Origin of the sequence: Halobacterium hubeiense (assembly GCF_001488575.1) — an archaeon.
Taxonomy (GTDB): Archaea; Halobacteriota; Halobacteria; order Halobacteriales; family Halobacteriaceae; genus Halobacterium; species Halobacterium hubeiense.
Genome location: NZ_LN831302.1, coordinates 2,408,859 through 2,431,671, shown reverse-complemented (window position 1 = coordinate 2,431,671; position 22,813 = coordinate 2,408,859). Strand labels below are relative to the sequence as shown.

General features: G+C 69.8%; 21 protein-coding genes. 9 read left to right on the top strand and 12 right to left on the bottom strand.

Annotated elements, in window-relative coordinates; genetic code table 11:
* Positions 1-25 precede the first annotated feature (25 nt).
* Complete coding sequence (locus HHUB_RS17130; protein ID WP_169793417.1) at positions 26-175, bottom strand: DUF7563 family protein; 150 nt, start codon at positions 173-175, stop codon at positions 26-28.
* A 246-nt stretch (positions 176-421) separates the two neighbouring features.
* Between HHUB_RS17130 and HHUB_RS12780 the strand changes: the two genes are divergently transcribed.
* Positions 422-589, top strand: coding sequence for a DUF1931 family protein (locus tag HHUB_RS12780; protein ID WP_058984427.1), 168 nt, complete (start codon positions 422-424; stop codon positions 587-589).
* 44 nt (positions 590-633) lie between these two features.
* Here HHUB_RS12780 and rpiA read toward each other — a convergent pair whose 3' ends face one another.
* On the bottom strand, positions 634-1,308 hold the full coding sequence (rpiA, locus tag HHUB_RS12775) for a ribose-5-phosphate isomerase RpiA (RefSeq protein WP_059057985.1): 675 nt from the start codon (positions 1,306-1,308) through the stop codon (positions 634-636).
* A gap of 110 nt (positions 1,309-1,418) precedes the next feature.
* Between rpiA and HHUB_RS12770 the strand changes: the two genes are divergently transcribed.
* Positions 1,419-1,931: a DUF7504 family protein gene (locus tag HHUB_RS12770; protein ID WP_059057984.1), complete on the top strand. Its 513-nt coding sequence runs from the start codon at positions 1,419-1,421 to the stop codon at positions 1,929-1,931.
* A 1-nt stretch (position 1,932) separates the two neighbouring features.
* Here HHUB_RS12770 and HHUB_RS12765 read toward each other — a convergent pair whose 3' ends face one another.
* The 3 genes from HHUB_RS12765 to tatC form a co-directional block, all read right to left on the bottom strand.
* Entirely contained in the window at positions 1,933-3,057 is a 1,125-nt protein-coding gene (locus HHUB_RS12765) for an ORC1-type DNA replication protein (protein WP_059057983.1), read from the bottom strand.
* 87 nt (positions 3,058-3,144) lie between these two features.
* Positions 3,145-5,142 (bottom strand): endonuclease MutS2, encoded by a 1,998-nt coding sequence (locus HHUB_RS12760; protein ID WP_059057982.1) that lies wholly within the window; start codon positions 5,140-5,142, stop codon positions 3,145-3,147.
* 250 nt (positions 5,143-5,392) lie between these two features.
* Complete coding sequence (tatC, locus tag HHUB_RS16110) at positions 5,393-6,547, bottom strand: twin-arginine translocase subunit TatC (protein ID WP_082687243.1); 1,155 nt, start codon at positions 6,545-6,547, stop codon at positions 5,393-5,395.
* A 92-nt stretch (positions 6,548-6,639) separates the two neighbouring features.
* Between tatC and HHUB_RS12750 the strand changes: the two genes are divergently transcribed.
* The 3 genes from HHUB_RS12750 to HHUB_RS12740 are packed head-to-tail and all read left to right on the top strand — an operon-like array spanning position 6,640 to position 9,707.
* Positions 6,640-8,826: a twin-arginine translocase subunit TatC gene (locus tag HHUB_RS12750; RefSeq protein ID WP_059057981.1), complete on the top strand. Its 2,187-nt coding sequence runs from the start codon at positions 6,640-6,642 to the stop codon at positions 8,824-8,826.
* 25 nt (positions 8,827-8,851) lie between these two features.
* Positions 8,852-9,031 (top strand): ribbon-helix-helix domain-containing protein, encoded by a 180-nt coding sequence (locus tag HHUB_RS12745; RefSeq protein ID WP_059057980.1) that lies wholly within the window; start codon positions 8,852-8,854, stop codon positions 9,029-9,031.
* On the top strand, positions 9,021-9,707 hold the full coding sequence (locus HHUB_RS12740) for a queuosine precursor transporter (protein ID WP_059057979.1): 687 nt from the start codon (positions 9,021-9,023) through the stop codon (positions 9,705-9,707). Before HHUB_RS12745 ends, HHUB_RS12740 begins: the two co-directional genes overlap by 11 nt.
* Here the strand turns inward: HHUB_RS12740 and HHUB_RS12735 are convergent.
* Entirely contained in the window at positions 9,704-10,480 is a 777-nt protein-coding gene (locus tag HHUB_RS12735; RefSeq protein WP_059057978.1) for a 23S rRNA (uridine(2552)-2'-O)-methyltransferase, read from the bottom strand. The two genes, HHUB_RS12740 and HHUB_RS12735, sit on opposite strands and share 4 nt — an antisense overlap.
* Positions 10,481-10,597: 117 nt before the next feature.
* Positions 10,598-12,022, bottom strand: coding sequence for a DUF4382 domain-containing protein (locus tag HHUB_RS12730; RefSeq protein WP_059057977.1), 1,425 nt, complete (start codon positions 12,020-12,022; stop codon positions 10,598-10,600).
* A 208-nt stretch (positions 12,023-12,230) separates the two neighbouring features.
* Between HHUB_RS12730 and HHUB_RS12725 the strand changes: the two genes are divergently transcribed.
* Positions 12,231-12,974: a DNA polymerase sliding clamp gene (locus tag HHUB_RS12725; RefSeq protein ID WP_059057976.1), complete on the top strand. Its 744-nt coding sequence runs from the start codon at positions 12,231-12,233 to the stop codon at positions 12,972-12,974.
* A 78-nt stretch (positions 12,975-13,052) separates the two neighbouring features.
* On the opposite strand, the gene ligA is transcribed toward HHUB_RS12725, so the two are convergent.
* Entirely contained in the window at positions 13,053-15,188 is a 2,136-nt protein-coding gene (ligA, locus tag HHUB_RS12720) for an NAD-dependent DNA ligase LigA (RefSeq protein ID WP_059057975.1), read from the bottom strand.
* A gap of 40 nt (positions 15,189-15,228) precedes the next feature.
* On the bottom strand, positions 15,229-16,383 hold the full coding sequence (locus HHUB_RS12715) for an MFS transporter (protein ID WP_059057974.1): 1,155 nt from the start codon (positions 16,381-16,383) through the stop codon (positions 15,229-15,231).
* A gap of 128 nt (positions 16,384-16,511) precedes the next feature.
* Between HHUB_RS12715 and HHUB_RS12710 the strand changes: the two genes are divergently transcribed.
* The 3 genes from HHUB_RS12710 (at position 16,512) to HHUB_RS12700 (ending at position 20,375) form a co-directional block, all read left to right on the top strand.
* Positions 16,512-17,795 carry an O-acetylhomoserine aminocarboxypropyltransferase/cysteine synthase family protein gene (locus tag HHUB_RS12710; protein WP_059057973.1) on the top strand — a complete coding sequence of 428 codons (1,284 nt, stop codon included), beginning with the start codon at positions 16,512-16,514 and terminating at the stop codon, positions 17,793-17,795.
* The gene (gene metX / locus HHUB_RS12705; RefSeq protein ID WP_059057972.1) at positions 17,795-18,976 is read left to right on the top strand and encodes a homoserine O-acetyltransferase MetX; all 1,182 of its coding nucleotides are present in this window, start codon (positions 17,795-17,797) and stop codon (positions 18,974-18,976) included. The genes HHUB_RS12710 and metX overlap by 1 nt, the downstream gene beginning before the upstream one ends.
* Positions 18,977-19,079: 103 nt before the next feature.
* Positions 19,080-20,375: an O-acetylhomoserine aminocarboxypropyltransferase/cysteine synthase family protein gene (locus HHUB_RS12700; protein ID WP_059057971.1), complete on the top strand. Its 1,296-nt coding sequence runs from the start codon at positions 19,080-19,082 to the stop codon at positions 20,373-20,375.
* On the opposite strand, the gene HHUB_RS12695 is transcribed toward HHUB_RS12700, so the two are convergent.
* The 3 genes from HHUB_RS12695 to HHUB_RS12685 all read right to left on the bottom strand — a co-directional run bounded on the left by HHUB_RS12695 (position 20,376) and on the right by HHUB_RS12685 (position 22,636).
* Complete coding sequence (locus tag HHUB_RS12695; RefSeq protein ID WP_059057970.1) at positions 20,376-20,906, bottom strand: DUF7344 domain-containing protein; 531 nt, start codon at positions 20,904-20,906, stop codon at positions 20,376-20,378.
* Positions 20,907-21,157: 251 nt separating this feature from the next.
* On the bottom strand, positions 21,158-21,793 hold the full coding sequence (gene serB / locus HHUB_RS12690) for a phosphoserine phosphatase SerB (RefSeq protein WP_059057969.1): 636 nt from the start codon (positions 21,791-21,793) through the stop codon (positions 21,158-21,160).
* Positions 21,794-21,844: 51 nt separating this feature from the next.
* On the bottom strand, positions 21,845-22,636 hold the full coding sequence (locus HHUB_RS12685) for an HpcH/HpaI aldolase family protein (RefSeq protein ID WP_059057968.1): 792 nt from the start codon (positions 22,634-22,636) through the stop codon (positions 21,845-21,847).
* Between the last annotated feature and the right edge of the window lie 177 nt (positions 22,637-22,813).

The following is a 22,813-nucleotide window of genomic DNA, read 5'->3' as shown; positions in this document are numbered from 1 at the left end:
TGCCGCGGCGAGGACTGCGTTTCGGTCAGGCCCGGCGGGCGCGGTCTTTCGACACTTCGGCGATGCCGACGTTCGCCGCACAGTTCGGGCACGCGTGGAGGCGACCGTCCTCGTCGGCGAACACGCGCGCGAAGTTCTCGGAGACGTGGGCGTCGCAGTGGTCACAGCGGGGCATTGTCGTGGTCTCTGGCGCGACGGCCAGTGTGTGTCAGTACGCCGCACACCGATAAGTGGGTTTTCCCAATTTCGAACAAAATTTCGCCAAACTCGAAGGAGAGTTCGCGCTTCGTGCTGGGTGCCCCGCCGCAGGCTCGTTCGGCCAGCGTTCAGTGGGCTCGCCCCCTGTAGGAAGGCGTGAGTGGCCGTTCTGACCGCATATTATGGGAAGCCTTATAAGGAGGCGAAGAAAAAACCAGGTCGTATGGCAGACCTCATCGTCAAGGCCGCTGTGAAGGAAGAACTCGACGACAAGAACGTTGCCTCCGACTTCTACGAGGCGCTCGACGAAGAAGTCTCCGAGCTCCTCGAAGACGCCGCGGCTCGCGCCGAGTCCAACGGTCGCAAGACCGTCCAGCCGCGCGACCTGTAACGAGGTTCGACCCTTTCCGTTTTTTGCGACGCCACGCCCCGTAGCTACGCGTCCGTCACTCGCACGCCATCCTCGGTCCCCACGTAGACAGCGTCCGCCAGCCCGACGAACAGCCCGTGTTCGACGACGCCCGGGAGTTCCGACAGCGACGCCGCCACTTCCTCGGGGTCGTCGATTTCCCCGAACGCGCAGTCCAGCACGAGGTTGCCGTTGTCCGTCACCACGGGGCCGTCCTTGCGTTCGGCGGCCCGCAGTTCCGGCCCCCCGCCGAGGGCGCGCACGCGCTTGGCGACGACCGGCCGCGCGTCCGGCAGCACTTCGACCGGAACCGGGTAGTCCAGCGCGTCCACCTCCTTCGAGGGGTCCGCGACGACGACGAAGCGGTCCGCGCTGGCGTCCACGTACTTCTCGCGGGCGTGCGCCGCGCCGCCGCCCTTCACGAGATTCCCGTCTGCCACCTGGTCGGCGCCGTCGATGGCGAGGTCCACCGACGCCTCCTCCAGCGTCGTCAGCGGAATCCCCGCGTCGATGGCGAGCTGTCGCGACTGATAGGACGTCGCCACGCCCGCCACGTCGAGGCCGCGCTCGCCGATGGCGCGAATCGCGTGCGCCGCCGTGCTCCCGGTGCCGAGCCCGACGACCATCCCGTCCTCGACCTCGTCGGCCGCCGCCTCGCCCGCGCGCCGCTTCGCCGCGTCGCCGCCGCCCGAGTTCTTCATACCCATACCGTGGACCACCCCCGAGGAAAAACCCACGCACCGACCGTAACCGGTGCCTGAACTCCGGTAAGCGGCGGATAACTACGGGAGTCGAGGGGAGACGACCGCACATGAGCGACGCCACCCTCACCGACTCACGGGACGCGCCTGCGATGCTCGTGCTCGCACCAGGCCTCTCCGGGGACGACGCGCGCGTCTGCACCCAGCGGGTCGCCGCCGCGGACGCCGCGCTCGTCGTCTCGCTTCGCCGGCCGCCCGAGGACTGGCGGGCCGCCCGCGACGGCGCCCTCCCGCCGACGTGCTTCGTCACCGCCGAACCCAACGGCGACGCCGCGAACGCCGTCGCCGACCCCGGTGACCTCACCGGCCTCGGTATCGCGGTCTCCGAGCGCCTCGGCGACCTCCCGGAGGACGCCGAGCCCGCCGTCTGCGTGGACTCGCTGACGACGCTGCTCCAGTACGCCGACACGGAGCGCGCCTACCGCTTCCTGCAGGTGCTGTGCGGTCGCGTGCGCGCCGCCGGCGGCACCGTCCACGTGCACGCCGACCCCGCGGCGCACGACGAGCGCGAACTGGACCGGCTCGCCGGGCTGTTCGACGGCGTGCGGTCGGTCGAGAACTGAGCTACAGCCGCTCCTTGACGGCCTCGGGGTCGTGGGTGAGCCGCAGGGTCCGCGAGCGCCCGCGCCCGTCGAGCTGCTCGTACTCGGCGTCGATGAGCCCGAGCTTGTCGAGCTTGTTCACGATCTCCGTGTACCGCGTGTACCCGAGGTCGGTGCGGTCGTTGAACGCGTCGTAGACGTCGCCGGCCTGCTCGCCGTCGCAGTCCGCGACCGTCTCCACGAGCGTCCGCTCCGTCTCCGAGAGCGCGCGCAGGCTCCGCGAGAGGTGGATGTTCTTGGCCTTCTCGGAGACGGCCTCCACGTCCTCCAGTTCGACGGTGGTGCTGGCGCGCGACTCGGCGTGCAGGCCCGCGCGCCGCAGCAAGTCGATGCCCACGCGCAGGTCGCCGGCCTCGTCCGTGAGTTCGGCGACGCGGTCCAGCACCGTCGTCGGCACCGCGTCTTCCCGGAAGCCGACCTCGACGCGGTCCCGGAGGATGTCCGTGATTTCGCCCCGGTCGTAGGACGCGAAGTACGCCTCCTCCGGCCGGAACACCGACTGCACGCGGCCGTCGAGGTTCTCGATGACGTCCAAGTCGAGGTCCGAGGACACCACGATGACGCCGACCTTCGCGCCCGAGTGGGTCTCGTGGGCGCGCAGCAGCGAGTACAGCGTGTCGGAGGCCTCGTCCTCGTAGAAGAGGTAGTTCACGTCGTCGAGGGCCACCACCAGCACCTCGTCGTCGTCGGCGATGCGCTCGGCGACCTGCCCGAACAGCTTCTTGAACGAAATCCCGGAGGAGGGGGGCTCGTAGTCGAAAATCTCCTCGAAGATGCGGGAGAACACCGCGTACCGCGTGGAGTCCACCTGACAGTTCACGCGCACCGTGCGGACGCCGTGCTGGCCGCCCAGCTCCCCGAACAGCTTCTGGACCGCGGTCGTCTTCCCGGTGCCCGGCGGCCCCCGCACCATCACGTTCAGCGGGCGGTTGCCCCGGACCGCGGGGCGGAGCGCGTACTGCAGCGTCTGGAGCTGGGACTCGCGGTGCTGGAAGACCTCCGGGACGTAGTCGATTTCGAGGACGTGTTCGTCCCGGAACACGGATTCGTCCCACCCCAGCATCCCCTCCTCGGGGTCGTCGTCCATCACTTTCACCACGCTCGGGCAACCACTTAACCCTTCGCCACAGAACCGGCGTTCGCCGCCGAGAACCCGCGAACCAGCGGATTCCGCTCAGAACTTCCCGAGCAGTCGGTCGTAGAACGACCCCGCGGACGCGCCGTCTCCGCCCGTCCCGTCGCCCTCGGTCGCTAACTTCTCCACGATGAGTTCCGGGGTCGAGCGCGCGAGGTGGTCTTTCACGGGGGAGCGCTCGACGACCAGTTCGCCGTCCTCCAGCCCCCGCGCGCGGATGCCGTCCACGGTCACGTCGAACCCGCACTGGTCGCGAATCTCACCCGCGAGGTGGGAGACGAACACGCCGGAGGCGCCGGCTTCGTGGAGTTCTTCGAGGATGCCCGCGACGATTTTCGCCGACGCGCCCGGCTCCGTGATGGACTCCAGTTCGTCCACGAGCACGAGCTTGCGCGCCGCGCCCTCGGTGAGCCCTGCGAAGTCCCGGAGCGTCGCCTCGAACGCGCCCGCGTCAAGCGTCCCCTGTGACTTCGCGTAGTAGTGCAGTTCCTCGACTTCGGGGACGCGGGCGGACTCGGCGGGCACCGGGAGGCCCATGTGCGCGAGCACGACCACGACCGCCACGAGGTCGAGCGTGCTCGTCTTCCCGCCGGAGTTCACGCCCGACAGGAGCGCCACGCCGTCCACGCCGTAATCCACGGGCTCGACCGCCTCGAAGGCGACGTCCAGAATCGGCGAGCGCCCGCCCTCGATGGCGAACCCGCGGCCGCCGCGCTCGGCGAGCACGCAGTCGAAGTCGTCGGCGAACCGCGCGACCGCCAGCTCCACGTCCAGTTCGAGCGCGCGCTCCACGAGTTCGCGCGTCGGCTCCCGGAGGTCCGCCAGCGTCGCCGCCAGCTCGCGCTTGCGCTCGGCGCTCCGGCGGTCGCGGGCCGCGGTGAGCTCCTCGCGCAGTCGCGAGACGGCCTCCGGGTCGTGGTCGACGGGGAACGTCGGCGAGTCGCCGAACGCCTGCTCGGCGATGCTGGCCTCCCCGTCGCGCAACGCCAGCGCGTCCACGAGGTGGTCGCGCGCGGCGTCCACCGCCTCGGCGTACTCGTCGGCGAGCTCCCGCGAGAGCAGGCTGTCCACGCCCGCGCCGCGCTCCACGAGGCTCAGGAGGTCCGACCCCTCGATAGTGACGTCCTGCTCCTGGATGACCTCCCGGAGGTGGTCGTTCGCCACCGACTCGGCGGTGGAGACGGCCGCGTCGAGGTCGTCCACCGCCGTCGAGAGCCGGTCGAGTTCGTCGTCGCCCGTGACCGACCCCTCCGAGTCGAGTTGCGTGAGCGCCGCGTCCAGTTCGTCGAGGTCCACGTCCGTTTCGAGGCCGGCGGCCTCGTGGACGGCGACCGCGGCGCGGATGCGGTCGCGGTTCGTCGCGAAGAAGGAGAGCACGCGCTCGGGGACGACCTCCTCCGGGCGCTCCAGCGCGTCGGGTTCCACGCGCACGTCGCCGTCCACTTCGACGCCCGTGAACGCCTCGTCGAGCGCCACGACCGTCGAGTAGCCGCGCGCGAGGTCCGCGAGCCCGCGGGCGTCCTCGACGACCTCCACGGACAGCTCGGGGAACGCGTCCTGCGCGGCGCTGTACGTCTCCGCGTCGGTCGTTGCGAGACACCGGTCCCGGACCGCCAGCCCCTCAGCGCGCGACAGCGGCGCGACGCCGTCCAGCGCGTCCAGCACCGCGGGGTCGGGGTCGCGTTCCATCGCCGCCTCCGCGAACTCGTTGACCTCCGCGATGCGGGACTCGGCGGCGCTCGGGTAGAACGTCCGCAGGCGCTGGCTCGCGTAGTCGGTCACCGCGCGCTCCTGCAGCAGCGCGAGCACGCGCTCGTACACCTCGCCGGCGCGGTCCGTCGCCAGGAACCCGCCGGGGTCGTCGTGGCGCGCGCGAATCGCGCCGCGGACGATGCGCGCGGCCCGCCCGTCAGTGACCCCCGGTGCCCGCGCGACCGCCGCCACGTCCCCGCGCCGTAGTGCGTCCTCGGGGTCGTCGAGCGACCGCAGCGACTCCGCGGTCTTCGCGCCCACGCCCGGAATCGCCTCTAACTCCATCGCCGTGGGGTACGTGGCTCACACGTAATAAGGTCTTACGCGAATCGCGGATGTTCCTAACGGAACCACCGCCGACGAGCATCCGCGAGCGCCGCGAGGCGCGAGCGGTTCACTCCACGAGTGAGCGAAGCGAACGAGTGGAGGCCGACGACTGAGGGACGCGAAGCGGACCGAAGGAGGAGTGCTTTTTCCGCAAGTTTTTGCCGAGTGGGGCGCGCTTTGCGCGCCCCACGCAGCGCAAAAAGTGCGTTTAGTTGCCCGTCCACCGCAGCAGCGCGAGCGTCCCTTCGAAGAGCGCAATCATGGTGAGCGCGACGATGATGGGGACGACACCAGTGGGGTCGATGGCGCCGAACGTGAACGAGATGCCGGCGAACGCCGCCCAGAAGAGGAGGCGGCGGTCTTCGAGCCACTGGCGGGTGGTGACGCCGAGCATGATGGCGAGCATCATAAAGAGTGGAATCTGGAACACCACCGCGAGGTAGCCCATCACCATGAGGATGAGGTTGAACGTGGAGCCGAGCGCGAACGCGACGTCCGCCGTCCCCTCGGTGTAGCCCTGGAAGTAGTCCATCGTGTACGGGAGCACGAGCAGGTACGCGAACAGGACGCCGAGCACGGCGAGGACGAGGCTGGTGGGGACGGCGGCGAGGTAGTAGCGGCGCTCGTGCTTGTAGAGGCCGGGGCGCATGAACGCGTACGACTCGTAGACGAACACGGGGAGCGCGATGACCAGGCCCGCGAGGCTGGCGACTTTCACTTGCGTGATGACGAGTTCGAGGGGCTGGTAGACGCGGGGGTCTACGGCCTCGCCGCCGGGGAGGACGTAGTTCCAGATGGTCGTGATGAGGCCCTCGGTGAGCGGGAAGACGGCGACGCTGACGAGCGCGGCGATGGCGATGACGATGGCGAGGCGCTTGACCATCTCCTCGACGTGGACGGCCAGCGGCTCCTCGACGTCGGACTCGGGCGCGTCGAGGCCGATGCCGTCGTCCGGCGGCGCCGGGTTCTCTTCGGCGTCGACGACGGAGTTCTCGCGGGGGTCGAGGGCGGCGTCCTCGTCGGGGTCGTCGGCCTGGTGCTCCTCGTCGGCGAGCAGTTCGGGTTCGCCGCCGGAGGCGGGGTCGGCGCTCCCGCCGGCGGCGGCGATGGCGTCCTCGTCCCAGTCCCACTCGTCGCCGTCGTCGGGCTCGACGCGCTCGACGGCGGGCGTGAGATCGCGCCACTCGTCGTCCCGGGTGACCCGCGGGCCCGCGGTGCCGGCGGCGTCGTCGACCCGGCGGACTGCGGGCGTGAGGTCGTCCCACTCGCGCCCGCGGTCCGCGCCGTCGGCGGGACGGACGGCTGGCGCGAGCCCCTCCCAGTCGTGGTTGCGGTCGCGCCCGCCGTCCGGTTCCTCGGCCATTCGTGTCCGTGCTTTGGCGACGGGGGCGTTATAGGCTTTCTTTTGGGCGCGGACGGGAAGATTGATAATTACGAGTGGGTTAGCCCGACCCAATGAGTAGCTCCGGCTCGGGCCCGATAGACCCCAGTACGGCCCGCACCATCGAGTCCGGCCGGCAGACCCTCGGCGTGATGCTTCGCACGGCCCAGTCGAAGCTCCAGCACGTCTTCATCGCGTTCGTCGTCGGGCTCGTCGGCGGCATCATGGCGATGCGGCTGTACGTCTGGCCGAAGTTCGAGAACGACCTCCTCGTGGACACCGCGAACGTCATCGCGCAGACGCCGTTCGACGTCATCCTGATGCAGGTGAAAATCGGGCTGTTCGCCGGGGCGGCGTGCGCGATTCCCGTCCTCCTCTACCACGCCCGCGACCCGCTCGTGGAGCGCGAAATCATCCCCGACGTCTCCGTCTCCCGGGTCAACGTCGCGGCCGTCGTCCTCATCTGCATCGGGCTGGCGTCCGCGGGCGTCGCGTACGCCTACTTCCTGTTCTTCCCGCTGATGTTCGACTTCCTCGCGGGCAACGCCGTCGGCGCGGGGCTGGCGCCGAAGTACTCCATCGTGAAGTGGACGGAGTTCATCCTCTTCCTCGCGCTCTCGTTCGCGCTGGCGGCCCAGCTCCCGCTGGCGGTGTCGGCGTTCTCGTACTCCGGTATCATCCCCTACGAGACGTTCCGCGACAAGTGGAAGTACGCGGTCGTCGGCATCTTCGCGTTCGGCGCGTTCTTCTCGCCGCCGGACCCGTTCACCCAGGTCCTGTGGGCGTCCCCGCTCATCATGCTGTACGGGCTGTCGCTGTACTGCGCGAAGATCGTCGTGACGATGAAGCGCGGCCGCGAGCACGTCGACGTCCGGGGCGTGTTCCGCGAGCGCTGGAACCGCGTGCTCGGCGTCGGCGTCCTCGGGTTCGCCGCGGGCTACGCGGCTGGCCAGTACGGCGGCGTCGCGGCCTTCAACGGCTTCCTGGAGTTCATCGGGTCGCGGGTGCGCGTGCCGACCGTCAGCGACGCGCTCGGCGTCGACCCCGCGACCGGCTACCTGCTGTTGGGCGCGGCGTTCGCGGTCCTCGCGCTCGTCGCGGCGGGGCTGTACTACACGTACGTCGCCATCGACCGCGCCGCCCAGCAGGTCGCCCGGTCCCGGCTCGGCCAGCCCGAGAACCCCGGCGACATCGACCTCGACGAACTCGACGCAGAGGGCGTGCTGGCGGCGCCGCCGGAAGCGTTCGCGTCGCTGACCGAGGACGAGGCGCTCTCGACGGCCAACCGCGCGCTCGAAGCCGGCGACGACGAGAAGGCCCAGGCGGTCCTCGACCGCTTCGACGAGGTCCACGCCGACCTCGACGAGGAGGCCGTCGAGGAGCAGGCCGCCGAGGAGGAGGAATCGAACACCGTCCAGAGCACGGCCGCGGGGATGATGGACGCGTTCACCGAGGAGGAGACCACGGAGGACGACATCGGCGGCTACTACTACGACATCCGGTTCGTCTTCGACACCCTGCGCTCGCGGGCGTTCCGCATCGTCGGGACGTTCATGGCGCTGATGGTCGGCATCTTCGGGTGGCTCTACTACGGCGGGTTCCGGGAGCTCCGGGACAACTTCATCGCGCGCATCCCGGCGGACGTCCGGCCGCTGGCGACCGGCGGCGAGTGGCCCATCACGCTCCACCCCGTCGAGGCGCTCGTCTTCCAGGTGAAGATTTCCGTCGTGCTGGCCGCCATCGGCACGCTCCCCGTCATCGTCTACTACGTGTGGCCCGCGCTCTCGGACCGCGGCTGGGTGACCGGCGACCGCCGCGTCATCGCCGTCTGGGCCGGCGGAATCGTCGGCGGGCTCGCGGTCGGGAGCTACCTCGGGTACTCGTTCGTCGCGCCCGAGGTCATCTCGTTCCTCGTCTACGACGCGCTCGAAGCCGAGATGATAATCAGCTTCACCGTCAGCACGTTCGCTTGGATGGTGTTCCTGCTGACCGTGGGCATCGGCATCCTCGTGGACATCCCGGTGACGATGGTGCTGTTCCACGCCGGCGGCATCGTCTCCTACGAGACGATGCGGCGGCGCTGGCGCGTCCCGGTCATCAGCGCGTTCGCGTTCAGCGCGCTCGTCACGCCCGACAGCCTCTACACGATGCTGCTCGTCGCGTTGCCCATCGCCGTCATGTACCTCGTCGGGCTCGCCATCCTCGCCGTCGTGACGCTGGGCGGGCGCCGCGGCGGGAGCGCCTCGACACGAACGGCTTAAGATATTCCCGCGGTATTCTCGCGGTATGCCCAAGATAAGCGTCGAGATTCCCGAGGAGCTGCTCTCGGACCTCGACGACCACGTCGGCGACGACGGCAAGTACGTGAACCGCAGCGACGCCGTCCGCGCGTCCGTCCGGAAGAACCTCGACATCCTCGACGAAATCGACGAACGCCACGGGAGGCTCGACGACGATGCGGAGTGAGGACCGCCTCGTCGCCGGGCAGGTCGCGCTCGTCGGCCTGTTCGTCACCGCGCTGGTGACCGCCCAGCTCACCGCGTCGAAACTGCTGTTGTTCCAGATTCCGTTCTCGCTGCCGGTCACGGGGTCGTCGCTGGTGATGCCGGGCGCGGCGCTGGCGTACGCGCTGACCTTCTTCGCGTCGGACTGCTACTCGGAGCTGTACGGCCGCCGCGCCGCGCAGGTGCTGGTGAACGTCGGGTTCGCGATGACGCTCGTGATGCTCGCGCTCGTCTACACCACCATCGAGGCGCCCATCGCGCCGTTCTCCGGCGTCGGCCAGTCCGAGTTCGCGGGCGTCCTCTGGTCGAGCGCGAACGTCGTCGCGGGCAGCCTGCTGGCGTACGTCATCAGTCAGAACTGGGACGTGCTCGCGTTCCACGCCATCCGCGAGCGCACCGACGGCGCCTACCTCTGGCTGCGAAACGTCGGCTCCACGGCCACCAGCCAAATCATCGACACCGTCATCTTCGTCACCGTCGCGTTCTGGGCGGCGCCGCAGGTGCTCGGCGTCGGCCCCGTCTACGGGCAGGAACAGATTCTCTCGCTCATCGTCGGCCAGTACGCCCTCAAGCTCGCCATCGCCGTCGCGGACACGCCGTTCGTCTACGGCGTCCGGCGGCTGCTCGCTGACCGCTAGTCGCGGCGCTCGGCGAACCCGAAGTTCGGCTTCACGTCCGTCACCTCGACCTCGATAGTCTCGCCCTCGTCGGCGTCCGGCACGAACAGCGTGTACCCCTCGACCTTCGCGACGCCGTCGCCCTCGTTGCCCTCGTTGACGATTTCGACCTCGATGGTGTCGCCTTTCTCGATTGGCGCGTTCACGCGGTTCTTCGCGACCACGTACAGCTCCGAGGAGGAGTCCCGGGAGGCGTCCGGCGTGTACGTCCGCGTGAACGCGAACTCCTCCTCGACGTCCGCGAGGTAGTCCTGGAAGTCCTGGCCGTCGAAGACCTTCGCGACGAAGTGCCCGCCGTCGTTCAGTAGTTCGCGGGCGGTGTCCAGCGCCATCCGCGCGAGGTGGACGGAGCGCGCGTGGTCGAGGTTGTACTCGCCGGTCATGTTCGGCGCCATGTCCGAGATGACGACGTCGACGCCGCCCGGCGCGGCGCGCTCGATGTCCTCGCGGGTGTCCGCCTCGGTCATGTCGCCCTTGATGGTCTGGACGCCCGCCTCGGCGTCCTCTATCTCGTCGATGCGCTGGAAGTCCACGCCGACGACCTTCCCGCGCGCGCCGGTCTCCTCGGCGGCGACCTGCAGCCAGCCGCCCGGCGCCGCGCCGAGGTCCACGACCGTCGCGCCGCCGAACAGGACGTCGAACTCGTCGTCTATCTGCTGGAGCTTGTACGCCGCCCGCGTCCGGTAGCCCTCCTGCTTGGACTTGTTGTAGTAGTGGTCTTTCCCGTTCCCCATGGTTAGTTACCAGAAGTAGGGCGGCCGGACTGAAAACCACGTCGCTGTGGACGCTACGCGACGTCGGCGCGAAAAACCGCAGGAGAGCCGCCCGCAGTCGCTCGCGGCAGCCGACCGTTAGCTCGCCGACGCGGCCGTCGTGGAGTCCAGCGTAATCGTCTCGCCGTCCGCGGTGACCGTCACCTCGGTGTCGAGGCTCGCGTCCTCGGGCACCGCGAACGTCAGTTCGCCGTCCGCGTTCGTCTCGCCGACGACCTCGCTGTCCACGGCGACCTCGGCGTCCTCGACGGGGTCGCCGTCGCCGTCGGTCACGAGAACGCTGGCGTTCTCGCCGGGCGCGAGACTGCCGTCGAGGACCGCGCCGAGTTCGACCTCGCTGTCGGCGTCGTCGCTGTCGTCGTCACCTTCGGACTCTCCGAGTTCGAACTCCAGTTCAGCCTCGGTTTCGCCGTACGCGCTGTCCTCGCTCGTCGAGGCTTCGAGTTCGAACTCCTCGGCGTCGGCTGGCACCTGCACGGTCGCGGTGCCGTCGGCGTCGGTTGTCACCGTCACGTCGCCGGCTTCGACGGTGGCGTTCTCGACGGGCTCGCCGTCCTGTGTGACCTGCACGGTGGCGTTCTCGCCGGCGGTCACGTTCCCGACGAAGTTCGCTTCGAGTTCGGCCTCGTCGTCGTCCACGCGCTCGATGGGGACGTCGGTGCCGGACTCGCTGGCGACCGGTTTCAGGATGTACTTCCCGCTGTTGCCCGCCTCGAACACCGTGATGTCGAAGACGAACTCGACGTCACCGCTCGCGTTCACGGTGAAGTCCTCGTTGAGGTGGAGCTTCTGACTCGGGAGCTTCACGTTCACCTGCTCGCCGGTCTTCAGCGTCCCCTCGACCTCGCCGACGTGCACGAACACCTTCTCGTACTCGCCCGCGGGGACGCTTATGTTCCCGAGTAGGGTCGCGTTCGCGCCCTGCAACTCGGTCAGGTCGACGACCCGCGAGTCGACGTCCCGCTCGACCCACTCGGTGTCGCCCTCGCCGTCCTCGTCGAACTCGATCTCCAGTTCGGCTTCGGCCTCGCCGTACTCGCTGTCCTCGTCGGTGCTGACCGAGGCGCCGAACTCCTCGGCGTCGGCGGGCACCTGCACGGTCGCGGTGCCGTTGGCGTCGGTCGTCACCGTCGCCTCGCTGTCGCCGACTTCGACGGTGGCGTTCTCGACGGGCTCGCCGTCGTAGGTCACGAGCACGGTGGCGTTCTCGCCGGCGGTCACGTTCCCGACGACGCTGACCGCGAGCCCGTTCTCGCTCTCGGACTCGACGTCGGCATCACCGGACGCGTTCGCCGCCGCGGTCTGCGCGAACCCGACGCTCGTCACGGTCACGTTCAGGTGCTCGAACTGGCTGATGGCGTTCTGTTCGTCGCTCACGTAGAACTGGACGGTCCCGTTCTCGCTGTCGGCCGTCTGTTCCCCGTTCGGGCCCGCGATGCCGCCGGCGCATCCGGCGAGCACCACGAGCACTGCGACGAGGAGGCTGGCTGCGGTGCGTCTCATGTGCGTTCGACCCCACGGGCCACACGCACCTAAAGGGACCAAGCCGTGAACCCGGTCAACCGCCGGATTAACCCGGATTAACCCGGGTTAACGACGGCCGCTCGCCGCGGCGCGCCGGCCGCGCTCGCGACCCCGTCGCCGTCCCGCGATTCACGCGCGCACGCGGAACGTGGGGCTTTTTAGTCCCTGATTGCGTAGCAGTTCGCATATGTTCAAGGCGATTGTGAGCGCCGACACGCTCCGGGAAACGCTTGACTCCGTGAGCGTGCTGGTGGACGAATGCAAGATCCACCTCGACGAAGACGGCCTCTCCATCCGCGCTGTCGACCCCGCGAACGTCGGCATGGTCGACCTCGACCTCGGGGCGGCCGCGTTCGAATCCTACGAAGCCGACGGCGGCATCATCGGCGTCAATCTCTCCCGGCTCGAAGACATCGCCGGGATGGCCGACACCGACCAGCTCGTCCAGCTGGAACTCGACGAGGAGACCCGCAAGCTCCACATCCAGATCGACGGGCTGGAGTACACGCTCGCGCTCATCGACCCCGACTCCATCCGACAGGAGCCGGACATCCCGGACCTGGACCTCTCCGCGAACGTCGTCATCGAGGGCGCGGACATCGACCGCTCGGTGCGCGCCGCCGACATGGTCTCGGACCACATCGCGCTCGGCGTCGACGCCGCCGACGAACTGTTCTACGTCGACGCGGAGGGCGACACGGACGACGTCCACCTCGAACTCACGCGCGACGACCTCATCGACCTCGAAGCGGGCGACGCCCACAGCCTGTTCAGTCTCGACTACCTCAAGGACATGAACAAGGCCATCCCGAAGGACGCGGAGGTCGAACTCGAACTCGGCGACGAGTACCCCGTCAAGATTCACTTCGACATCGCGGAGGCGCAGGGCCACGTCACTTACATGCTCGCGCCCCGGATTCAGAGCGACTAGCGTCTGTTCCCCACGACTCGTTTCTGCGCTCCGCCCGCGCCGCGACGCGGCGGGTCACGCTCCGCTCGACGGCGACGCCTATCGGTCCGCGTCCACGCCGCGCTCGTCCAGTAGCTCGAAGAACTCCCCGGGCGAGAGCTCGGGGACGTCGTGCTCGTCGGCGTCCTCGCGCTTGCTCGTGCCGGGGTTCTCGCCGACGACGAGGTAGTCGGTGTTCCCGGACACCGAGGAGGGCGCGTCGCCGCCGTGGCGCACCACGAGGTCCTGGAGGTCGTCTCGCGTCCACCCCTCGACGCTCCCCGTGAAGACGACAGTGAGTCCCTCGAGTTCGTCGCCACCGGTCTCTTCGGGGAACTCGGGTTCGCCGAGGCGGTCCTCGTCGCGGAGGCGCTCGATGACGCGGCGGTTGCGCTCGTTGTCGAGGAACTCCCGGACGTGGCCGGCGACCACCTCGCCGACGCCCTCGACCTCGCGGAGGTCGCGCTCGTCGGCGGAAAGTAGCGCGTCCAGCGTCCCGAAGTGGTCGGCGAGGTCGCGGGCGACCGTCGGCCCGACCTCGGGGATGCCGATGGCGGCGAGGAACTCGCCCAGCGGCGGGTGGCGCGCGGCGTCCAGCTCCGCGAGCAGGTTCCGCGCGCTCCGCTCGCCCCACCCCTCCAGTTCCGCGAGGTCCGCTTCCGCGAGTTCGTAGAGGTCTGCGACGTCGTCCTCGACGAGCCCTTCCTCGACGAACTGCTGGGCGGCCGCCTCGCCGATGCCCTCGACGTCGAGGACGTCCGCGAAGTAGCCGACCGCGCGCACCAACTGGGCGGGACACGCCAGCCCGCCCGTGCAGTACGCGATGGGGCCGTCGTACTCCACGTCGCTCCCGCAGCGCGGGCACTCCTCCGGCATCTGGAAGTGCCCCTCGCTGTGGGATTCGACCACTTCGTCGACGTACGGAATCACGTCGCCGGCGCGCTCGACGCGCACGTCGTCGCCGATTCCCACGCCCTTCTCCGCAATCTCCTCCTGATTGTGGAGGCTCGCGCGCGAGACCGTGACGCCGCCGACTTCGACGGGTTCGAGCAGCGCGACCGGCGTGAGCCGGCCCGTCCGTCCGACCTGCACGACGACGTCCCGGATTGTCGTGACTTCCGCGCGCGGCGGGAACTTGTACGCGTACGCCCACCGGTAGTGGCGGGCCGTGACTCCGAGGTCCACGCACGCCCGGCGGTCGTCGACTTTGAGTACGACGCCGTCGATTTCGTAGTTCAGGTCCTCGCGCACGGCCGCGAGGTCGTCGCGGAACGCGATGGCCTCCTCGACGTCGTCGGCGAGTTCGGTGCGCTCGTTGACCTTCAATCCCCAGTCGGGGAGCGCCTCGTGTTCCGCCCAGTGCGTGTCGAAGCCGGCGTCGAGGCCGCCGCGCGAGGCGTCCGCATCCACGTCTGCCTCGCTCTTTCCCGCAGCCAATACGTCGTAGAAGAAGCAGTCGAGGGGGCGTTCGGCGGTGACGCTCGGGTCGAGTTGGCGCAGCGTCCCGGCGGCGGCGTTCCGGGGATTCGCGAACGGCTCCTCGCCGCGCTCGACGCGCTCGGCGTTGTACTCTTGGAACGCCTCCCGCGGGATGTACACCTCGCCGCGCACTGCGAGGAAGTCCGGCGGGTCTCCGCGCAGGCGCTGGGGGACGCTCTCGATGGTGCGGACGTTCTCGGTGACGTCCTCGCCGGTCTCGCCGTCGCCGCGCGTGGCGGCGCGTACGTACCGGCCCTCCTCGTAGACGACTTCCACGGAGAGCCCGTCGAACTTCGGCTCGCAGACGAAGTCCGTCTCACCGACCTCGCGCTCGACGCGGGCGGCGAACTCTCGGACGTCGGCCTCCTCGCCGCTGGAGTCGATGGAGAGCATCGGCGCGACGTGCTCGACGGTGCCCAGTCCCTCGACGGGCTCGCCGCCGACGCGCTGCGTCGGGCTGTCCTCGGTCTGGAGGTCGAAGGCGTCCTCTAACTGCTGGAGGCGCTCGAACAGCCGGTCGTAGGCGTAATCGGAGATGACGGGGTCGTTCTGGACGTAGTAGCGGTAGTCGTGGTAGCGGACGGCCTCCCGGAGCAGTTTCACTTGCTCTTCGGCGTCGTCCTCGGTGAGATCCTCGACGGGCGCGAAGTCGGTGTCGGGGTCTCGGACGTAGGGGTTGTCCTCGGGCGCGTCTTCGAGGGCGTCCGCGTCTGCCATGTGGCGGCGTACGCGGCCCCGCGTGTAAGCAGTTGGGGCGTCAGGCTTCGTCCAGTCGCAGCAGCGCGGGGAGCGCGAGCGCCGCCAGCAGGAGTTCGGCGCCGCCAGCGAGCACGAACGCGGTGGTGAAGTCGTACTGCTCGGCGACCCAGCCGCCGCCGACGATCCCCGTCAGGAAGCCCAGCGAGCCCGCGACGTTGAACCCGCCCATGCTGACGCCGCGCTCGTCCTCGCCCGCGAGGTCGGTGACGAGTGCCATCGTCGCGGGGGACATGAGCGCGCCGAGCACGCCGACGACGACCATCCCGCCCTGCGCGAGCCGGACGTGGGGCGCGAGCCCGATGCCGACGACGACGAGGCCGTACGTGGCGGAGCCGGCGGCGATGGGGACGGTGCGGCCGATGCGGTCGGAGAGCCGGCCGAACGGGTACTGGAGGAGTGCGAACGGCGCGAAGAACAGCGCGAGCGTGAGCCCGACCGCGCCGGCGTCGAGGCCGAACGCCTGCCGGAAGTACAGCGACCCGACGAGCGCGAAGAAACCGGCCGTGAACCGGTCGATGAACCCGAACGCGAACGGGACGCTCAGCGTCGGGCGGTTCCGCAGCACCTGCAGGCCGGCGCGCAGCGACTCGCCGTGGCCGCCGGGCGCGCGGTCGGGGACGCGGAGCGCGGCGACGCCGGCGACCGCGAGCGCGAGACAGCCGACGACCAGCGGGAGCTTCGGGTCGAGTTCGGTGAGGCGGCCGCCGACGGGCGCGCCGAGCGCGGTGCCGGAGCCGATGGCGATACCGGCGGCGCCCATGTCCTTGCCGTGGTCGTCAGAGAGGTCCATCAGCATCGTCATCGCCAGCGAGAACGCGCCGATGGTGGCGGCGCCCTGCGCCGCACGCAGGACGAGTACGGTGCCGAAGTCGACGTCGAGGACGGCGAGCGCGGCGTACCCGAGACTGCCGCCGAGCGCGCCCGCGGCGATGAACGGGACGCGGCGGCCGGCGCGGTCGCTGGCGACGCCCCAGACGCCGGCGAACGCGACGAACGCGGCGAACTCCGCGGCGAGGAACCACCGGCTCCCGGTGTCCGGGTCCTCGGCGCCGAACGCGGCGACGAGGTCGGCGGCACCCGGGTAGAGGAGGACTTGCGCGAACAGCACCGCGAACACGACGCCCGCGAGCGCTGCGCGTTCGCGTCGGACCATACCGGGCGTTTCGGCTGCGTCGCCAAGAACGCGCCGGAATCGGCTGCGACGACTGGAACTCCCCCACCACGGGCAAGCGTTGCCGTAACTACCACGCATATTCTATTCGAGCTATATTACTTTGATACATGACTGACGCGAGCGGCGGGCGCCACACCCGCAGCGTCCACGCGGGCCAAGACCCCGACGAGACAGGGGCGCGCGCCCCGCCCATCTACCAGACCACGTCGTACGTCTTCCCGGACGCCGACGACGCCGCCGACAGGTACGCCTTAGAGTCGGAGGCGGACGTCTACTCGCGCATCTCCAACCCCACCGTCTCGACGCTCGAAGCCCGCCTCGCCAGCCTCGAAGGCGGCGTCGGCGCCGTCGCCACGAACGCCGGCATGGGCGCCATCGACGGCATCACCACCGTCCTCGCCGAGGTCGGCCGGAACATCGTCGCCAGCGAGGACATGTACGGCGGCACCGGCACGTACTTCTCGCACATCGCCGGCAAGCGCGGCATCGACACCCGGACCGTGGACGCCCTCGACCCCGCGGCCGTCGAGGACGCCATCGACGAGGACACCGCGTTCGTCCACGTCGAGACCATCGCGAACCCGTCGCTCGTCACGCCCGACTTCGAGGCCATCGCGGACGTCGCCCACGACCACGCTGTCCCGCTCGTCGTGGACAACACGTTCGCCACGCCGCACCTCTGCCGCCCCATCGAGCACGGCGCGGACGTCGTCTGGGAGTCCACGACGAAGTGGCTCCACGGCGCGGGCACGACGCTGGGTGGCGTCGTCGTGGACGGCGGCACGTTCCCGTGGGACCACCCCGACGCCGACTTCCCCGAGCTGTCGGGCGAGAACCCCGCGTACGGCTTCGACTTCACGGAGCGCTTCGGCGACCGCGCGCTCGCCGCGGCCGTCCGCCAGCGGGCGGTGCGAGCTACCGGCACCGGACAGGGGCCGTTCGACGCGTGGCAGACGATGCAGGGCGTCGAGACCCTGCCGCTGCGGATGGACCGCCACTGCGAGAACGCCGCCGCGCTCGCAGACTTCCTCGCCGACCACCCGGACGTCGCGTGGGTCTCCTACCCCGGCCACGACGACCACCCCACGCACGACGAGGCCAGCGAGTACCTCGATAGTGGGTACGGCGGGATGCTCACGTTCGGCCCCGAGGGCGGCTTCGACGCCGCAAAGGCCGTCTGCGAGGGCGTCGAGTTGGCGTCGTTCGCGGCGAACGTCGGGGACGCGAAGACGCTCGTCATCCACCCCGCCAGCACCACGCACGCACAGCTCTCCGAGGACGAACAGCGCGCCGCCGGCGTCCGCCCCGACATGATTCGCGTCTCCGTGGGCATCGAGGACACCGCGGACGTGCTCGCTGACTTCGACCGAGCGCTGGAGGACGCCCACTGATGCCCACGACCACCTTCGACGAGTTCGAGTTCGAGAGCGGGCAGACCCTCGAAGACTTCACTGTCGCCTACGGGACGTACGGCGAGTTCACCGGCGACAACGCGGTCCTCGTCTGTCACGCGCTCACGGGCAGCCAGCACGTCCGCGGCCGCGGCGACGGGCAAGGGCGGGGCTGGTGGCACGACGTCGTCGGTCCGGGGAAGGCCATCGACACGAACGAGTACTACGTCGTCTGCGCGAACGTCCCCGGGTCGTGTTACGGCACGGACGGCCCCGCCAGCGAAGGACCGGACGGCGAACCCTACGGCACCGACTTCCCGCCGGTCACGGTCGGCGACTGGACGCGCAGCCAGCGCCGCCTGCTCGACGACCTCGGCGTCGGCCGCCTGCACGCCGTTCTCGGCGGCAGCGTCGGTGGAATGAACGCCCTCGACTGGGCGCGCCGCTTCCCCGACGACGCCCGCCGCGTCGCCGCCATCGCCGCCGCGCCCCGGCTAGACGCGCAGTGTCTCGGGCTGAACGCGGTCGCGCGCCGGGCCATCCGCGGCGACGCGAACTGGAACGGCGGCGACTACTACGACGGCGAGTTCCCGACGCAGGGGCTGGCGCTCGCGCGCCAGCTCGGTCACCTGATGTACCTCTCGAAGGACTCCATGGAGCGGAAGTTCGGCCGCCGCACCGCCGGCCGGGAAGCCGGCAGCGACGCGTTCCCGGTGGACGACGCGGGCGCCTTCTTCCCGTACCGCGACGTCGAATCCTACCTCGACTACCAGGCCGAGAAGTTCACCGACCGCTTCGACGCCAACAGCTACCTCTACCTCACGCGGGCGATGGACGACTACGACCTCGCGGAGGGCTACGACTCGGACGCCAGCGCCGTCGGCGCGTTCGCCGGTGAAGCCCTGCTCGTGTCGTTCACGGGCGACTGGCACTTCACGGTGGACCAGAGCGAGGGCGTCGCGCAGGCGTTCCGCGAGCAGGAGGTCCCGGTCTCGCACCACGTCGTCGAGTCCGACCACGGCCACGACGCGTTCCTCGTCGAACCCGAGTCCGTCGGCCCGCCCGTCCGGGACTTCCTCGCGAACGGCGTCGCCGGCCGCGCCGTCACCGACACCGTCGACCACGACGACGACCGTCGGACGCTGTACGCCCCCGTCCACAACAGCCTCTTCTCGGGGTAGACCTCCTCTCGAACCGAATTTACGCCTAAGCGAGCGTCACCGTAGCCGGCAGGAACTGCAGGCGACCCCCCGGCTTAACGACCCCGGCGCACCAGTACCGTGTATGGGAGACGGAGACGACTACGAATTCGACACGAACAGCGTCCACGCGGGCCAGGAAGTCGACCCGGCCACGGGGTCGCGCGCGCCGCCAATCTACCAGACGACGTCGTACGTCTTCGAGGACAGCGACGACGCCGCCGCGCAGTTCGCGCTGGAGAAGTCCGGGTACATCTACTCGCGGCTGATGAACCCCACCGTCGAGACGCTCCAGGAGCGCCTCGCGGCACTGGAGGGCGGCGTCGGCGCGGTCGCGACGGCCTCCGGGATGGCGAGTCTGGACCTCGCGACGTTCGTGCTCGCGAGCGCCGGCGACAACATCGTCGCGTCCAGCGACCTCTACGGCGGGACGTACACGTACCTCACGCACAGCGTCGAGCGACGCGGCGTCGAGACGGAGTTCGTTGACGCGCTGGACTACGACGCCTACGAGGAGGCCATCGACGAGGACACCGCGTACGTGCTCGTCGAGACCATCGGCAACCCCAGCCTCACGACGCCGGACTTCGAGCGTCTCGGCGAAATCACCGACGAGGCGGGCGTCCCGCTCGTCGTGGACAACACGTTCGCGACGCCGTACCTCTGCAACCCCCTCGACCACGGCGCTGACATCGTCTGGCACTCCACCACGAAGTGGATTCACGGCGCCGGCACCACGGTCGGCGGCGCGCTCGTGGACGGCGGGGACTTCGACTGGGCCAAGCACGCCGAGAAGTACCCCGAAATCGGGCAGGAGAACCCCGCGTACCACGGCGTGAACTTCTCGGAGGCGTTCGGGGACGCGGCGTTCACGTACGCCGCCATCGCGCGCGGCCTGCGCGACCTCGGGAACCAGCAGTCGCCGTTCGACGCGTGGCAGACCTTGGAGAAGCTGGAGTCGCTGCCGCTGCGCATGGAGAAGCACTGCGAGAACGCCCAGAAGGTCGCCGAGTACCTCGTCGACCACGAGGACGTCGCGTGGGTCACGTACCCCGGGCTGGACGACCACCCCACGCACGACAACGCCAGCGAGTATCTGGACGGCGGCTACGGCGGCATGATTACGTTCGGGCTAGAGGGCGGCTACGAGGCCGCCAAGGAGACCACCGAGAACACCGACCTCGCGAGCCTGCTGGCGAACGTCGGGGACGCGAAGACGCTCATCATCCACCCCGCCTCCACCACCCACCAGCAGCTCACCGACGAGGAGAAGGAAGCCGCGGGCGTCCGCGACGACCTCGTGCGCCTGAGCGTCGGCATCGAGGACCCCGCGGACGTGGTCGCGGACCTCGAAGCCGCTATCGAGGCGGCCTCGCGGTAGTCAGTTCCGCAGCCGGTGGACGAGCGTGCTCCGCTGGCTGTACGTCCGGTAGCCCGCGGACGCGACGAGCACGCCGAAGACGGCGACCGCCCACGCGCTCGCGGAGACCTCGCTCACGACCGGGACGCCGACTTCCGCGGCGGCGACGAGGAGCGCGCCGAGTACGCCCAGCGACCCGCAGAACTCCGCGTACGAGAGCCCGTACTTCGGGACGACCTCCATGTAGACGCCGACCGCGGGCGCGTGCTCCGCGGGCCGCACCTCCTTGGTCTGCTCGTCGTACTCCACGATGCCGAGGTCCGAGAGCTTCGGCAGGTGGGTCTGCTGGAGGGAGATGTAGACGCTCTGCCGGACGTCCCGCGGCGGCGGGTCCTCGCCGGTCTCCCGGGCGGCGACGGCCTCCGAGAGTTCGCGCGCGGTCACCGGTTCGTCGGCGTCGCCGAGCAGTTCGATGACCATGCGGCGCCGGTCGTTCCGGAGCACGTCGTGGATGTCCGCCTCGGGCAGCGTCCCGTCTGAGTCGTCCGCCACTACCCCCACGTTCGTCGGTTCGACCAATCAACCTTCGGTTGCCGGCGACCGCGAATCACGTGAAGAAAGCGACCTTAACGACCAATTAAGCAAGGGTTAGAGGGGTGTAGCAGGAGTCGCCCGGGTCGGTACCGCTCAGTGTGCCCTGGCCGCCCGACCTGGGAAACCCCGCGGCTCCACCCGTCGCGGGTTTCTCGTCACACGCTTCAGTACCCGAACTCGCCCGCGGCCGGCGCGGGCAGTCCCATCCTTCAGAGCACGTTGCGCTCGCGCAGCAGCGCCTCCAGCTCCGCCATCGACTCGACGACGGTGTCGCAGTGCTCGTCGACCCCCGGCTTCGGCTGGAAGCCGACGCCGCAGCCGGCCTCGTCGAGCATCGGCGCGTCGTTGGCCCCGTCCCCGACGGCCACGGCGTCCGCGACGTCCATGCCGTACGCCTCGCAGACGTCCACGAGCGCGTCGTCTTTCGTCCCCTCGATGAGCGGCCCCTCCACGTCGCCCGTGAGTTCGCCGTCCGCCTCGGGGAGGCTGTTGGCGACGACGCGGTCCACGGTCACGCCCGCGGCGTCGAGGGCGGCCTCCACGCCGGGCCCGAACCCGCCGGTGAGCACGACGACGCGGACGCCGTCATCGGAGAGCTTCCCGAGCAGTTCGCCGGCGCCGTCCCGCAGGCGGACGCCGCTGTACACGTCGGCAGCGTCCTCCGCGGGGAGGCCGGCGACGAGGCCGGCGCGCTCGCGGAGGCTCTCGGCGTACGAGAGCTCTCCGCGCATCGCGCGCTCGGTGATGTCCGCGACTTCCTCGCCGACGCCGTGGCGGGCGGCGAGGCGGTCCATCATCTCCGAGTCCGCGAGCGTGCCGTCGAAGTCGAACGCGACCAGCGTCATTGCCGCCGCCTAGGCGACGGGTAGGGAAAAGCGTCGCTGCTCTGGCAGACGTTACTCGCGGGCGCCGAACTCGTCGAGCCACCCCGTGACGACCTCCTTCAGGGCGCCCGTGGTGCTCCCGAGGTTCAGTATCTGGTAGCCGTTCTCGGCTTTCGCCGCGGCGTCGTCCATCCCGAACGCGAGCCCGCCGACTGGGACGCCGGCGTCGACGGCCGCCGCGCGCACCGTCTCGACGGCGTCCTGCACCTCGGGGTGGTCGAACTCCCCGGGGTGGCCGTACGCCACCGAGAGGTCCAGCGGCCCGAGGAAGACGAACCCGAGTTCGGGGACGGCGAGAATCTCGTCGATGTTCTCGACGGCCTCCCGGGTCTCGATGGTGGTGCCGACCATCGTCTCGCGGTCCTCGACGGCGACGTAGTTCTCGCGGAGCCCCCAGCGGCGCGCCCGCGGCGACCCCAGCCCGCGGTTCCCGGGTTCGCCGTCGTACTCGAAGCGCGCGGACTTCACGGCGGCCTCGATCTCCGCCGCGGTCTCCACGCGCGGCAGGAAGACGTTGCGGACGCCGAGGTCCAGCGCCTTCCGCACGAGCGTGGGGTCGGTGTCCGGTAGCCGAACGAGCAGTTCGACGTCGGAGCGGTCGGCCGCCCGCAGGAGGTTCTCGACGGTGGGGCCGTCCCACGGGTCGGGGCCGCCGTGCTCGAAGTCCAGCCACACGAAGTCCACGCCGAGGTCGCCGTAGAACTCCACGAGCGTCGGACTGTACGTCGAGTCGAGCACGCCGACGGCGACGCCGCCGTCCTCGACGCGCTCTCGCAACTGGTTCGTCGGTTCTGCGTTGGGCACACGGTCCCGTCGCGCGCTCGACGTATAGTCTCGGGGGCGGCCCGCCGTGGTCCGGCAAGCCCCGCCGGATTCGGGCGTGGGCGTGGGCAAACCGTGACGCTCCGCGACTATATACTACACAAACGTGGTCATTATGGTGGTTCGTGAACCACCGACAATTCGTGTGCGTGCGGAAAC